This window comes from Spirosoma aureum (assembly GCF_011604685.1).
Taxonomy (GTDB): domain Bacteria; phylum Bacteroidota; class Bacteroidia; order Cytophagales; family Spirosomataceae; genus Spirosoma; species Spirosoma aureum.
In genome coordinates, this window is record NZ_CP050063.1 from 6,699,038 (window position 1) to 6,714,091 (window position 15,054).

A 15,054-nucleotide genomic window follows, 5' to 3' on the forward strand; every position below is an offset into this window, starting at 1 on the left:
AGATGTATGAAAAAAATAAAAGCAGAAAATGTGGATTATGGCTATCTCTTGTCGAGAGATGAGATTCCAATCGAATTTGAGGGGGATGTTGTGGAAGATTATTTTCTGGATCGCCGTGAACTTATTACAGCCTTGCGGAGTGGTCCAGATACACGCATTGTTCTTACTAGGCTCAGCAAAGGGTTTTGGGTTGTTGATATTTTGTTTTGGGATGATTCCACTGACTTACTTCAGCTTGATGCTGGCGTATTAGCTGGAACTTATTCTGATGCACAATTTGTCAATTCCATTCATGTTTATCCTGTCAATACAATATGCTTCAACTGTAATCATATATGGGAATCATTAGCTATATCGAGAGGTGATTATGTTGGAGCACCAGGTTTGTTATTGAAAAAAAAAACACAGAGGCACTTATTACGATGCCCAATTTGTGGAAATTCCTTTAGCATTGCCGTCGTGAAAATCATTGGCGAACATAAGGCAGCATAGATTAATGATCGGATTATATTGAATTTTCAGTATATAATGGCACTGGATTTGATTATCAATGTATAGCAACCAAAAAACACCTGAATTGGCTAATAAAAAGTTCTCCTTCGAAACCGGTAACCGTCGTTTCAAGGATGCAAATTCTGGGAAGGAAAAAGCATTTATTAGCTTCGATAAAACCGAGACAGTTTACCCAAATTTACCGAAAGACCAGATGGATAATACGAGTTAATAGTAGTTGATTACCTGCCAATACAGCTTAATTTAAAATACTTTTTACCCACCGATATATCCAATGAAAAAGTTTTATTTTTTTACCTTATTCACTACTTTCTGGCTGGTCCAACAATACGCTGTTGCGCAGAAGGCAAGCACCATCACTCATCAAACGGGCCTCAAAGCGGGGCTTAACCTCTCCCGTTGGGCAGAGGGTGGTAACGGGCAAAGTTACCCGGTTTACAGCTATCGGTTGTTTAACTCTAACGTTCCGGGCCTGCAAATTGGCGTGTGGCACCAGTTCACGCTATCAAAAAAGATGGCAGTGGCCACCGAGTTGTATTTTGCCACCAAAGGCCGTTCATTTAATTACATATTGAATGACGAAGACAAGTCACACCAGGAACGAACGTTGGGTCTGACGCTACCCGTTCTATTATGCTATCAGCTAGTGCCAAAGCTTAGTATCAAGGCTGGCCCTGCTGTCAATTACATGCTTACAAAAACCATCACGTTTGATTTATTGCGGAGCCTTCTCTATATCTCCAGTTGGGATATTTCGGCAATGGCTGGGCTATCGTATCAGCTGAATAATCGTTGGAGTACTGATCTTCGTTATGAATATGGCTTCGGCAATATGTTAAATCATGAGCCTCCAGGCTATAAAAAGATTCAGAATCGCTCACTGCAGTTGTCGGTACAGTACCAGCTTGGTCGATAAGCAGGTTTACCTGTCCGGTTCAGTGGTCATCCACCGTAGAACACCATAACCAATCCCATGAAGTACTTTCTTGCTTTATTTATCGCTGCCTTCTGGCAGCTAGGGGGCGCTACGTCTTATGCCCAGGCAACCGTCGATCAGTCAACGGGTCGACTAAGTGTTAACATGCCTATTTATACCCTAACGGAAGGGAATCTTAGCGTTCCTGTAACCCTTAGCTACGATGGGTCCGGTATTGCGGTAGATGCTGCTGCTTCGGGCGTAGGACTGAACTGGCAACTTAATGCGGGCGGCTTCATTAGCAGGCAGGTTCGTGGCTATGCTGATGAAGGAAACATACGAATGAGCCCACAGGCAGGATCGGTGAATATATATAAAGGGTATCTCCTATCCGGTTATCCTTCCGATTCGGCTTTTGCCTTTCTGAAAGATTTCGAACCGGACGTATTTACCCTGTCATTAAATGGGCTGGTTATCAGCTTCATGCTAAAACAGCAGGATAATACGATCAAAGCTGTTCTGCTCAACAATGATGTTGATATAGATATACAAATAGTAAAAACTACACAAGGTACGTTTGATAACTGCTATGAACCGATCGACCTGGCTTTTTGGGAGCTGGGGCATCAAGCTGCTGAGAGCAGTTCGTATGGGGGCTTCTCCAGTTTTGTCGTTACGACTACTGATGGCCTAAAATACTATTTTGGAGAGACTGCCAATGAGCGGGAATACAGTTTTTCAAAGAAGCAGCTGGAACTTCAGGAATATGATTTACGAAGAAATAGCTTTTCGGAAAAACAACTAAATATATACCCGTCTACAACCCCTACTACATGGCGAATATCAAGAATTGTTAATCCTAAAAATAACAATACACAAGAATATCAATCTATAAAATTTACCTATAAAAGAACACACCAGCGTATTCAACTAAGTGCTTATAATAAATCATTTAGTCCGGTATCAAGTTCGTGCCAGGATTTACCAAAAATCACGTCGAGTGATGACGAATATTTCGCTTACAAATGTGATTTGATATCAATAAAAGGTACGCTTTCTGAAATCACTATCAACGACACCAATATTCCAACACCGACAAACATCTCGTCCGTAATTTCAGGCAATACTGGTAGTGATTTTTCGATCTATGCGCGGTATGATTTACTACCACTTAATTTGCCGTCAACGATAAAAACCTGGTGTTACCCTAAAGAACCTGATTTTAAAGTAACTGATAAAGTCATAGCAAACCCATTTATATGCCCACCAACACAATCCATCAATCACATTATCATTAACGACTTGACGAGTGGCAAAAAAAATGGAATGTATTTACACCATAATTATTTTGACTCGTATACGCGCAATCTGTCAAACTCGACCACAGACATTCAGCCAAACTCCCGCTTAAATTTAAAAGGAATTTACCCAATTAAATTCAATAGTGATGGCACTACCGAATTAATGCCAGGTTATACGTTTGGTTATGAGGCAGGCCCACTACCTAAAGTAACCTCACTAGCCAGAGATCATTGGGGGTATTATAACGGGCAAGATGCAAACAACGTTAATGGGACTCTTTATAATTTTACAACTAGTACTAACACGGGCCCTTCATGCCCTGAAAAATCCGCCAATCTAGATGCAGTAGCGTCGTCTGCCACAGTAGGAGTTCTGAAGTATATACGCTTTCCGACCGGAGGACAACAAGGCTATGAATATGAGTTACATGATAGCTATAACTTCGCCAGGCCGATTGGTGGATTAAGGGCGAAAATTGTTCGAACAATTGAAAATATTAGCGGTAAGGAAAGCCGAACCACTTACACTTATAAAAATAAGAGTAACACAGCTTCTTCGGGTTATCTGGCTGTATGTCCGCTTTATGGACTAGAGCGTTCAAGGTTGGATAACAATTTACAGTGGACTACTGACTATTATGTACAACCAGACATCTACTCAACTATACTATCTCGATTCACATACGGCAGCTACATCGCTTATGAGAACGTTCGGGAAGAAATGGTCAATGAAAGCAACGAGACGCTTGGCTATACGGACTATGAATTTTTGAATTGGTCCGATAGCCAAAGCGTAAATACTTGTTCCATTCAGAGTGGGGAAGAGATTTATAACAATCCATTCTCCAATTTACCTATCAATGCCTGCGACGATGAGTTTTTTGGATTTTTCAAATCCCCTTCAGTAGCTTACCCCTATGTCCCATCTAATTTAAATGCCCCCAGGTATGCCTTCTGGCAGGGAAAGCTAAAAAGTGTGCGTATATACCGCGTCTCATCTGGTCAGGCCGAATTGCTTCAGGAAACAACTTATAATTATTTACTAACTGAAAAAACGGATTGTGAAGGGTTGGAGGGCGGCTTGTTTATGGCCCCTACTTACATTAAAATAGGTACAATCACCAATGGTATTAATCCGCAGCCTATTGCACAAGTACTAAATTCAGCTTCATCTATTTCAGGATATGCCCAAACAGGTACAGGGCTTTTTGCTCCAGCATTTACAGTTGCTACTACGGCTTTAGGTTTTGCCTCGTTTGCATTGAGTTATGCCGCTTTTATTATTCAATGGTTGAGCGTATTCTCTACGACTTATATAGAAGATGATAGCCAATATTACATTGAAAAATATAAAACTCCTGTAAGTGAAATCCGACTTGTTAAGAGCGTAGCGCGTACCTTCAATCCATCGAATGTCAGTGCAGCACCGATTGAAATTGCTACTGATTATGTTTATGGTAGCTCGCTCCATAAGCAGGTAACCGCTGCGAAGACCTACAATACTGCAAATCCTGGCAATTTGCTATCGGAACAGCTAGTAAAATATTCACTAGACTACCTTACTGGCTCTTCCTGCATTACTACTTCCAGCGAAGATCTGGCAGGTATAATAGCCTTACAGAGCCGGAAAGCACTTGTTCCGATTGAGGTGGTTAATAAACGGAATGGCCGAGTAATTGGAGGGCACTATTTCCAATACTATGGTATATCCGGCAAAGAAGGATTATTACGCGCGGTATATGCGCTGGAACTAAGTTCTCCAATACCATCGGCTTCATTTGCTATCTCAAATTCAGATGCCTCATGCTCATTTAGTAAAGATGCTAACTACAAAATTCAATATCAGATCAATGAGTATAACAACGGGGGCCTGGCAACCTCTACGAAGAAAATAAATGAAGGTGGAACATCTCTGTTTACTTTTGGCAGTGACAATTTCCTTCCAATTGAAACAAAGTATAGGTCTGGTTCCAAGCAGTATATCCAAAAATATGAATACCATGTTCCTCTTTGGGGACCCAGTAAGATAACCAGTTCGGATAACTCTGTGGTTAATTATACCTATGATGAGTTGGGACGACCTAAAGCAATACAGGATCATAATAATGATGTTTTAAAAACATATGCTTACAATTTTAAATCAGTCGCATTTGGTCCAGCCGTTGTGGGCACAATTCCGGGCCAATATGGGACGGTTGGCCAGCAATATTCTTATACAGCTCCCTACTCTTTATTTGATTATTCCTCTGAAAATTCTACTTCAATTACAATCGACCCTACAGGACTACCTAGCTGGTTGGTAGCTACGGCTAATACAATAAGCGGCACACCACCAGCCGATGCTATCGGAAATACATACACCATAAATGTACGGGCAACAGGTAGTAACGGGTCTGTTACGACTATTTCATATATACTCCGAATTAGCAACTGTTCCGGCATCGATCCTTACATCGTAACGGGTACGTTTTCGTCGTCTACACCGGTATCACTCAACGCCATTAATCGGATGGAGACGGATGCGAATCAGCCTGTTACGATAAATCCAGAAGCAACAGTACAGTTAAAAGCCGGACAACTTATTCAACTTAAACCGGGCTTCACCATTAAGCCGGGGGCTACCTTCCGGGCTTATAATGGGCCTTGCAATTAATTAATCAATCTACAACCATTTTACCAACCACCGTAATGAAACGATTGCTCAATTTCTATACACCTGTTCTGTTAAGCTGCCTCGTAAGCAGTTCAGTAGCCTGGGGCCAGGGCACTATTATTGATAGTGGCTCGCCAACAAACAAGTGGATACTTCACAATCCCGAAGACAGTCGTAAAACCTTATTTATAGCACCCTGGTACCCAGGCACACAGTTCTGGGATTTTGGGGCCCAAACCCAGTTCCGCTCCAATGGAGATGTCATCTTTTCGGGTAATATGGCGGTGGGTACATCTACAAATACGCCAGCTACCTCGAAACTCGAAGTATATGGTGACCTCCGAACAACAACTGGCCGATTCAGTAGCATTTATTCTCAGAATACGGATGGTATATATCCCAACAACTCGGCCAATTTATCTGGGGATGCTCAATTGTCAATTGGGGCCAACTGGACGGGCGGCCTGTCAGACTTATCGCTCATTAACAGCAACATTGCTAATCCATCGGGAGGAGGTTTTACGTTCTGGCAAATGACAGGAGCTAATTCAAAGCGTTTTTTAGCGTATGTGAGAGGAGATGGTAATGTTGGTATAGGGACCACAAATCCAGTATCAAAATTAGACGTGAGGGGCGGAGAAACATCAGTTGATTATTTAAACGTGAATCCGCAGGATGTTACAAATGGAGAGGGAGGAGAAATTTCGCTGAAAGGCTCAGCCGGGAACCCAAACTGGTATATGGATTTGTACCACAACACGTTTCGCATGCATACGGGTGGCACAGTTCCTTTCCAAATTGCTACAGATGGGACTGTCTTCGCAGCGAACAGAATTGGCATCGGTACCACTGACCCAGGCACCTATAAATTAGCGGTTGAAGGCAAGATTGGAGCTCGTGAGGTAGAAGTAAAAACAGGAAGCTGGGCTGATTTCGTCTTCGCCAAAGCGTATAAACTGCCTTCGTTAGAAACCGTTGAATTGTACATTAAAGCCGAGAAACATTTACCAAACATTCCATCAGCCGACGAAGTCAAAGCCAACGGTATAAATCTGGGAGAAATGAATGTAAAACTGCTCCAGAAAATAGAAGAACTGACCTTATATGCCATTGAGCAGCAGAAACGAATCGATCAGTTGGAAAAGAAATTTAATCTTCGGAGTAAGGATATCAAATAAAAACCATTCCGGCTCCTTGGATTTATGAGGTATATTACTGACTCCACCTCGTTTGGTGTATTGCAAACGAGGTGGAGTCATTCTTCTTTTTCACTCATCCAGAAAAATAATACCGGTGCGGGTTATCCAGGCGTGGGTTGTCGACTCGTACTTGTCTATCTGGTCGCCACCATCGTTTCGACGTGGATCATTTTCCGCTTGCATCCATTGGTCTAATCGTTTCTGCAAATCCTTTTTGACTTGTGCGTATTCTGAATTAGTTGTCTGGTTACGAATCGTATAGGGATCATCTTTAAGGATGTACAATTCATCGGCCGGGCGTTTGCCGAAGCCAAGTGTAAACAACGGTTTCACGGCTGCGTCGTTGCGGTGATCCATCATATACACTTTGGTTGGCCCCCCATCGACGTCGCCAAATACGGAAGGTGTGCCCGGAATCGTTTCATCGCCCGCAGGCATGCGATCAGGCCGGAAGTTCCGGATGTACAGATAGTCCTTCGTTCGAATGGCGCGCATTGGATAACCGGCTCCGTACTCAAATTCGGCCCGACACAGGCAATGCCGCTCGCGTTCCAGAAAAACCTCCGACCGATGAACTGTTTTCTCGCCATTCAGTATTGGCAATAGACTAATACCATCCATTTCAGGCCGTTGTTTAACTCCTGCCCAATCTAAAAACGTTGGTGTCAAGTCGATCAGGTTCACAAATGAATCGTTGCGTTTGGGCAAACTATTGCTTTTCGAAAAGCGACTGATCAGCAACGGAACATGCGTTCCATAATCATACAGGTTGGCCTTTGCATGAGGAAACGGCATTCCATTGTCGGATGCCACCACAATGATCGTATTTTCGAGCTGGCCGGAGCTTTCCAGTTTCCTGAGCAAATCACCGATCTCGTGGTCAAATCGCTCCACCTCCGACAGGTAATCGGCAACGTCTCCCCTGATTTCCGGCACATCCGGCAGAAAGGCTGGCAGATTGATTTTTTGAAGATCAATTCCTGCTTTTTTACCATTGTTCAGGTCAAACGGGCGGTGCGGATCATTGGTGCCAAACCAGAAGAAAAACGGCTGACCTTTCGGTATGCTGTCAATAAAAGGGGCAAATACGGCCGGTTTTCCCGCCGGATTTTCGGTATAGCCCATTTTATGAAAATCGCCCGGAGCCCAGCCTTTCCGATCGAAAGCAACGGCGTAACCTGCTTTTTCCAGTAACTGTACGTAAGTTGGAATCCGGTGTTCAAGTCTGCCGCACAGGTTAACCCCTTCGCCCAGATTATGCGGGTAACGCCCCGTTAACATAGCCGCCCGCGATGGTGTGCAGGATGGAGACGCGCAATAAGCATTGGTAAAAACGGTGCCGTTGGCAGCCAGACGATCGAGATTAGGGGTTTTGATCGACTTATCGCCGTAAATACTGGCATATGGATAGCTCCAGTCATCGGCCAGAATGAAGAGAATATTCGGACGCACTGCGTCTTTTTCGCAGGAAAACAGGCCAATAATGGCCAGGAAAAGCAATCCCGAAAGGCAATATAGGTATCTCATACGTAGTTCCCAAGTCCAAAAAGTAGCCAGAACAGATGTTAGACAGAGTCGGGAGTCGTGCCACGGTTGCAACTTTGCCCCGACTCTGTCTAACACTTGAGGCAACATCAGGCTACGAAAGAACAAAAAATTCAGTTTCCATAATACCGCTCATAGCTATTTACCAAAACACCCGGTAGAAATGTGCGGTTACTAGTGAAGACACCTCTGATATAATTCGAATTAATCGCTGGTCGTTGAGTTTTTACCACCAGACGAATACACCGTTCATTCCATGGATATTTTCACTGCTGCCAGTGCACTGGTTGGAATCAGTGCGTTGCTCTCATACGTCAATGCCCGATTTGTGCGACTACCCGGAACGATCGGGGTTGTTGTACTGACGCTGGTCTTAATCGTTTTAGTCCTGATCATTGGCAATGTCTCTTCGGGTTTTGCCAGAATGCTGATTGGTATTACGGAGCAAATTGACTTTTCGAAAACGCTGCTCGATGTGATGCTGGGTTTTCTGCTCTTTGCGGCTGCCCTGCATTTCGACCTCGATGATCTGAAGCAGCAATTTCGGCCGGTATTGATTTTGAGTACGGTGGGCGTACTGTTTTCCACGGCCCTATTCGGCATTGGGTTCTATTTTCTGACGAATGCCTTTGGCTTTCCCGTTCCACTTGTCTACTGCTTTCTGTTCGGTGCGCTGATTTCGCCCACTGACCCGGTAGCTGTTGGCGCTGTACTAAAGGACTCGCCCATTCCCCGGCGCCTGGAAACGATCATTACCGGCGAATCGCTGTTCAACGATGGCGTTGGCCTTGTACTGTTTATTTCGCTACAGGAAGTAGCTGACCCCAGCGTTAATTTTTTTCTGTCTGACGCCATCCTTCTGTTCTGTCGCGAGGTATTTGGCGGCATATCAATAGGGCTGCTGATGGGATTTGTCGCTTATCGGCTTATCAAGGTCTCCGACGATTTTCACACCGTTGTTCTGCTATCGCTGGCTCTGGTTATGATTCTTTCGGTAGTTGCCAATGCACTGCACGTGTCGGTTCCGCTGGCCGAAGTTTCGGCTGGGTTGCTGTTAGGAAGTCGATTATCGGGCGCCGACAAAATCGATTCCCCCAAATTTTACCTGGATCGGTTCTGGCACTTGATGGATGAGATTCTGAACACGATTTTGTTTGTGATGATCGGCTTGCAAATCGTTGTACTGCCATTTCTGAACAACTACTTGTTAATTGGTCTGGCCACGGTAGTGCTGGCTATCGTAGCCCGAAGTCTAAGCATTCTTCTGCCCTACCTGCTTCAGTTTCAATTGTCAAGGCTCAAACCGGGCAGCCTTCGGATTCTTACCTGGGCCGGGCTTCGGGGAGGCATATCCGTGGCGCTTGCCCTATCGCTCCCCGATTCGCCTTACCGGGAACTGATTCTGGCGAGTTGTTACTGCATCGTTATTTTCTCCATCATTGGTCAGGGGCTCACCCTGAAAAAGGTCGTGAATTCGGTCGCGAAGAAACAAGCTTCCTAAACGCTTATTTCTCTACGTCGAAAGCCAGCAGCCCATTTCGCAAACTCCCCAAACAGGTTGTATCTGGGCTTTACAAATTGGAACTGGTTTAACAATTTTAGAATTGATGCCGTATATGTTGTGGCATTGGCAGCCTATACCCGTTTCCCATCCGTAGATTTTAAAAAAGCATATAATCAATGGGAAATAAATGTGAGTAAATCAAAAAAGGACAAATTAGTCACCTCCTGTACTAAAACGTTGGCCAATCGGTCATTCTGCTCCGAAGGCCTTGTCGAAGTGCATTCAATCAGGAAATTACAATGGAAATAGGAATTGACAGTTTCGCTTCGGCCCTGTACGGAAGCCATTCACTGAGTAGCGTGGACGCCATGGAGCAACTGCTCGACCGAATTAGTCTGGCTGACGAGGTGGGGCTACATGTCTTCGGTATTGGCGAACATCATAAAAAAGAATTTCTGGATTCGGCAACGGCGGTGATTCTGGCCGCAGCAGCCAGTCGGACAAAACGCATTCGTCTGACCAGCGCCGTAAGCGTACTGAGCACTGCTGATCCTGTGCGGGTTTATCAGAATTTCGCCACCGTAGACCTGATTTCCAAAGGGCGGGCAGAACTCGTCGTTGGGCGCGGCTCGTCGGTAGAAGCTTATCCACTGTTCGGATTTAGTCTGAACGACTACGATGCCCTGTTTCAGGAGAAACTGGGCCTACTGCTACAAATCCGGGATAACGAGTTCGTTAACTGGTCGGGCCGGTTCCGTCCTGCCATTCCGAATCTGCCGGTATATCCGCGAGCCGTGCAACCTAAACTGCCGATATGGCTCGGCGTAGGTGGCACACCCGAATCATTCATTCGGGCGGGGCAGTTGGGCCTGCCGCTGATGGTGGCCATTATTGGCGGCCACACGGCCCGGTTCCGCCCCCTGGTCGATCTGTATCGGGAGGCTGGCCGGAAAGCCGGGTTTACGCCTGATCAGTTGACTGTAGGCTTACACTCGCCGGGCTACGTCTCCTCTTCTACTGAACAGGCAATTACCGAATATTACCCCGGCTACGCGGAATTATGGACGAAACTGGGTCGCGAACGCGGCTGGCCACCCGTTACAAAGGCTCAGTTCGATTCGCTCATGTCACCAACGGGTGTGCTGGTGCTGGGCGGCCCAGAGCAGGTAGCCGAAAAACTGCTCCGGCACAGTGAGGCATTGGGGGGCGTTGACCGGTTTACCTTTCAAATGGACAACGCGGGGTTAACGCATGATCAGCTAATGAAATCGATTGAACTAATCGGTAAGGAAGTTATCCCCCGCGTCAACGCAAGCAAAAATGGCTGATGGTAAAACGGAATTACCGCTGGAATGCTGACTGTACATTTAGACGGGGCGAGCTAAGCATGGCTTGCCCCCGTGTCAGACTAATTCAAGGATCTGTAATCGATAAATGTTCTTTAGGATGGACGCCCAGACGATCATTAAACAACATATTGCTAAAACAGCTACCCTAACCGATGACCAGTTCGACTATTTTTTTTCGCACTTTAAACGCCATTCCTTCCGGAAAGGGCAGGTGGTTGTTAGTGAAGGTGAACGTGTCGAAAATGAATTCTTTGTGTTATCGGGATGCCTGAAAGCCTTTTTCATTAACGATGAAGTGAAAATGTACATTCTGCAATTCGCCATGCCAACCTGGTGGACGTCGGACTATGATGCGTTGTACAACCAATCCCGAGCTACGATAAATATCGACTGTATTACCGATGCCGAGGTACTCTCCATCTCGAATCAGGATCGGGAAAAAGTCTGCCAGGAACTGCATCAGGTGGAACACTTCTTTCGCTGGCGAACCAATAAAGGCTATATCGCGGTGCAAAAGCGGCTTTTATCGCTCATGACCAAGAATACCCAAAAAAGGTATGAAGAATTGCTGGCGCAGTATCCTCAGCTATACGACATCGTGCCTAAACACCTGATAGCCGCTTACCTGGGCGTATCCAGAGAAACCTTGAGCCGGCTTTACCTGGCTCATAAATAGCCTTTATGAATAGTGATGTAGATCACGTAACCAGCTGGAATTTCACCCCGTCCTTTGTGCTGTACTTAACGATAAGTAGCACAAAATGGAAACGAAACAGTTAGATATAGTTAGCGCACAAAGCCAGATTGAGTGGATCGGCCGGAAGGTTACCGGATCGCACAATGGTACAATTGCGCTTAAAGAAGGGGCGCTTTTTCTGAACGAAAGCGACCAGCTTATTGGTGGAACCTTCCGTATTGACACAACTTCAATTCAAATACTGGACATTGCCGATCCGGCTACCAATGCTCAATTTGCGGGCCACCTCGCTTCGGATGATTTTTTCTCCTCCGAAAAATACCCTACCGCCACGTTTGAGATTACGTCAACCGATCGCACTACCGACACAACGTATCATATTCAGGGCGATCTGACCATCAAAGGAATTACACATCCGATTGATTTTGATGCGGATGTCACGACCAATAGCGAAACCGTCGGCGCATCTGGCAAGATCGTGATTGATCGTACCAAATTCGGGATGAAGTTTCGCTCTGGTAATTTCTTCAAGGATCTGGGCGATACGCTTATCTACAACCAGATCGATCTGACCGTCAATCTGGTTGCGAACGTTGCTCACGAGACCCGCCCCGCTTAACAATACAGCCATGCCTTACGTAAAGATCGAAGTAACCCGCGAAGGAGTTACGCGGGAGAAAAAACAGGCGCTGATCAAAGGCGTAACCGAACTCATCACGAATGTGCTGAATAAAGATCCGCACCTCACGCACGTGGTTATTCAGGAAATTGACCTCGATGATTGGGGTTACGCGGGCGAGCAGGTATCCATCCTACGGAAAAATGGGATAACGGCGGATAAAAAATAGACTCTTTATAAACGCTTCTGGCAACTATTTTTTCAGGTCATTCTGGTGACGGCAAACCTGTTTTACAATCTATAGGCTGATCTGAAAAAAATAATCGCTGCTTAACGGAACAACCATGGAAACCAATCAAGAGGATATAGCAGCGATTACGAATACGCTGAACAATTATTTTAACGGCATTTATGAAGGCGATGTCGTGCTTTTAGGGAGTACGTTTAATGCCGGAACACTACTTTTTGGGGATGTGAACGGACAGCCTTACGCCAGATTGCTGGATCAATATCTGGATGGAGTAAAGAACCGCCAAAGCCCAAAAGTGTCCGGGAAGCCCTTTAAAGGTGAAATTACCTCTATTGATGTCATCCATTCCATCGCGATGGCCAAAGTCAGGGTAAAAATGTATGACTTCAACTACCACGAATTCCTGTCATTTCATAAGCTGGATGGCTACTGGCTCATTGTCAATAAAATGATTACGCACGTTAACGAATAACCCATACCGGTATGTGGTACAACACAAAAGCAACCGAGCGGCTCGGTATTCAATATCCTTTACTGCAGGGACCATTCGGCGGTAATCTGTCATCGGTCGATCTGGTAGCTACGGTCTCGAATGCGGGCGGACTCGGTGGGTACGGAGCTTATACGTTAAGTCCAGAAGAAATCATCAGTGTGGGCAGACAGATACAGGCTGCTACCAATCAGCCTTATAATATCAATTTATGGGTTTCAGATACAGACGCACCGAACGGGACGACAGCGGATGAGCACTTTGAGCAGGCTAAACAACTCTTCAAACCGTACTTCGATGAACTGGGCATTCCTCTGCCCGACAAGCCTGCTCCATTTGCTTCCCGATTCGAGAATCAGGTCGATGCGCTGCTGCATCTGCATCCGCCGGTTTTTAGCTTTATGTTCGGCGTTCCTTCCCCAGAGATCCTGAATCAATGCCGAAAGCTGGGCATCGTAACGATCGGTGCGGCAACTACGCTGGATGAGGCTCTGGTTTTAGAAGCCGCCGGGGTTGATCTGATCATTGCTTCTGGTTTTGAAGCGGGTGGCCACCGGCCTTCGTTTTTAGCGTCGTCAGAATCTTCGATTACGGGTACGTTTGTGCTACTCCAGTTAATTCGGGAGAAGGTAAAGACGCCCATTATCGCGGCTGGGGGCATTGCGGATGGAAAAGGAGTGGCTGCTGCGATGGCATTGGGAGCCAGTGCCGCGCAGATCGGAACTGCCTTTCTGGCTTGCGAAGAATCGAACGCGACACCGATTCACCGGCAGATGCTGTTCTCGGATGCAGCCCGGTATACCTCTCTGACGCGGGCATTTACGGGCAGGCTTGGACGGGGCATAACCAGCCGGATCGCCAGCGATATGCTCGGTAAAGAGAAGCAATTTTTGCCGTTTCCGTTGCAAACCCAATTCATGTCTTCCCTGCGAAAAGCGGCTATTGATCAGGAGAAATGGGACATGATCCTGTTTTGGGGTGGACAGATTGCACCTGTGCTGAAGCACCGGAAAGCAGGCGAACTGATGCAGGCTATTCTGGCAGAAACAACGGCTTATTTCGACCAATTAAGTAGGTGAGTAAAAGTTATTGGCCGGGGTATTTTTAGTACCAATTATTTGATAACACTGTGTTAACTAATGACAATTAAGTACCATTAAACTCCTGAAACCATGAAAAATATAATCACTGCCACATATCTGGGTGGCCCAACGGTCATTCTAGAAGTGGGTGGACTACGGCTTATGACCGATCCGACACTGGATCCGGCAGGCGCAGCATTCCCGACACCAGAGAAACCGATGTACTGGAAACTGGACGGACCGGCAATTCAGGACGTTGGTCGAATTGATGTGGTCTTGTTAAGTCATGATCAACATGGCGATAATTTAGATCGGGCGGGTCGTGAATTACTGAAACGAGTTCCTAAAACGCTAACCACCAACATAGCAGCCGAACGATTAGGAGGGACTGCCATTGGTTTATCTCCCTGGGAAAACATTGTGCTACCCACACCCGAAGGCGATGTACTGACCATTACCAGCACGCCCGCCCGGCACGGACCAGCCGGGATTGAGCCAATTACCGGGGACGTAACGGGTTTTTTACTGTCCCTCTCGGGCAACACGCCGATTGAGATTTACCTGACCGGCGACAAGGTCTTTTATGATGGCGTCCAGGAAGTTGCCCAAAAGTTCAGGCCGCAGTATGTATTCATCTTTGCAGGGGCAGCCAAACCCAGGGGGCCCTTTAATCTTACGATGGGAACAAATGACGCCCTCGATACAGCTTCCGCCTTTCCTGAATCGAAAATCATTCCCGTTCATTACGAAGGCTGGTCGCACTATACCGAAAACAAAGAAGTTCTCCAGCAATCGTTTGCCACGCTGGGCATTGCTGATCAGATTCTATTTTTGCCACCAGGTGTGCCCACTGCCCTGCCTGGTTGATGAATTGTCGCGAAAAACGATCAGGCAGAATATGGACTGGCAACGAAATACACCGGACTAATATATTCA

13 protein-coding genes are annotated in these 15,054 nt (G+C 46.0%); 12 read left to right on the forward strand and 1 reads right to left on the reverse strand.

Annotated features, from left to right (window positions below):
- Positions 1-6 precede the first annotated feature (6 nt).
- From G8759_RS26615 to G8759_RS26630, 4 genes are all read left to right on the forward strand, one after another.
- Positions 7-492, forward strand: coding sequence for a hypothetical protein (locus tag G8759_RS26615; protein ID WP_167215219.1), 486 nt, complete (start codon positions 7-9; stop codon positions 490-492).
- Between the two features lie 295 nt (positions 493-787).
- The gene (locus G8759_RS26620) at positions 788-1,429 is read left to right on the forward strand and encodes a porin family protein (RefSeq protein WP_167215222.1); all 642 of its coding nucleotides are present in this window, start codon (positions 788-790) and stop codon (positions 1,427-1,429) included.
- Positions 1,430-1,594: 165 nt separating this feature from the next.
- Positions 1,595-5,383: an Ig domain-containing protein gene (locus tag G8759_RS26625; RefSeq protein ID WP_167215225.1), complete on the forward strand. Its 3,789-nt coding sequence runs from the start codon at positions 1,595-1,597 to the stop codon at positions 5,381-5,383.
- A gap of 35 nt (positions 5,384-5,418) precedes the next feature.
- Complete coding sequence (locus G8759_RS26630) at positions 5,419-6,561, forward strand: hypothetical protein (protein ID WP_167215228.1); 1,143 nt, start codon at positions 5,419-5,421, stop codon at positions 6,559-6,561.
- 90 nt (positions 6,562-6,651) lie between these two features.
- Here the strand turns inward: G8759_RS26630 and G8759_RS26635 are convergent, their stop codons facing one another.
- Positions 6,652-8,109: a sulfatase family protein gene (locus G8759_RS26635; protein ID WP_167215231.1), complete on the reverse strand. Its 1,458-nt coding sequence runs from the start codon at positions 8,107-8,109 to the stop codon at positions 6,652-6,654.
- Positions 8,110-8,383: 274 nt separating this feature from the next.
- Here G8759_RS26635 and G8759_RS26640 point away from each other — a divergent pair, with 274 nt between their 5' ends.
- The 8 genes from G8759_RS26640 to G8759_RS26675 all read left to right on the forward strand — a co-directional run bounded on the left by G8759_RS26640 (position 8,384) and on the right by G8759_RS26675 (position 14,985).
- Positions 8,384-9,628: a cation:proton antiporter gene (locus G8759_RS26640; RefSeq protein WP_167215234.1), complete on the forward strand. Its 1,245-nt coding sequence runs from the start codon at positions 8,384-8,386 to the stop codon at positions 9,626-9,628.
- A 302-nt stretch (positions 9,629-9,930) separates the two neighbouring features.
- Positions 9,931-10,959, forward strand: coding sequence for an LLM class flavin-dependent oxidoreductase (locus G8759_RS26645; protein WP_167215237.1), 1,029 nt, complete (start codon positions 9,931-9,933; stop codon positions 10,957-10,959).
- Positions 10,960-11,077: 118 nt separating this feature from the next.
- Positions 11,078-11,656: a Crp/Fnr family transcriptional regulator gene (locus G8759_RS26650; RefSeq protein ID WP_167215240.1), complete on the forward strand. Its 579-nt coding sequence runs from the start codon at positions 11,078-11,080 to the stop codon at positions 11,654-11,656.
- An 85-nt stretch (positions 11,657-11,741) separates the two neighbouring features.
- Positions 11,742-12,296 (forward strand): YceI family protein, encoded by a 555-nt coding sequence (locus tag G8759_RS26655; protein WP_167215243.1) that lies wholly within the window; start codon positions 11,742-11,744, stop codon positions 12,294-12,296.
- Positions 12,297-12,306: 10 nt separating this feature from the next.
- Positions 12,307-12,525 (forward strand): tautomerase family protein, encoded by a 219-nt coding sequence (locus tag G8759_RS26660; RefSeq protein ID WP_167215247.1) that lies wholly within the window; start codon positions 12,307-12,309, stop codon positions 12,523-12,525.
- A gap of 115 nt (positions 12,526-12,640) precedes the next feature.
- Complete coding sequence (locus G8759_RS26665) at positions 12,641-13,018, forward strand: nuclear transport factor 2 family protein (RefSeq protein ID WP_167215250.1); 378 nt, start codon at positions 12,641-12,643, stop codon at positions 13,016-13,018.
- A gap of 11 nt (positions 13,019-13,029) precedes the next feature.
- Entirely contained in the window at positions 13,030-14,115 is a 1,086-nt protein-coding gene (locus G8759_RS26670) for an NAD(P)H-dependent flavin oxidoreductase (RefSeq protein WP_167215253.1), read from the forward strand.
- A 93-nt stretch (positions 14,116-14,208) separates the two neighbouring features.
- Positions 14,209-14,985: an MBL fold metallo-hydrolase gene (locus tag G8759_RS26675; RefSeq protein ID WP_167215256.1), complete on the forward strand. Its 777-nt coding sequence runs from the start codon at positions 14,209-14,211 to the stop codon at positions 14,983-14,985.
- Positions 14,986-15,054 lie beyond the last annotated feature (69 nt).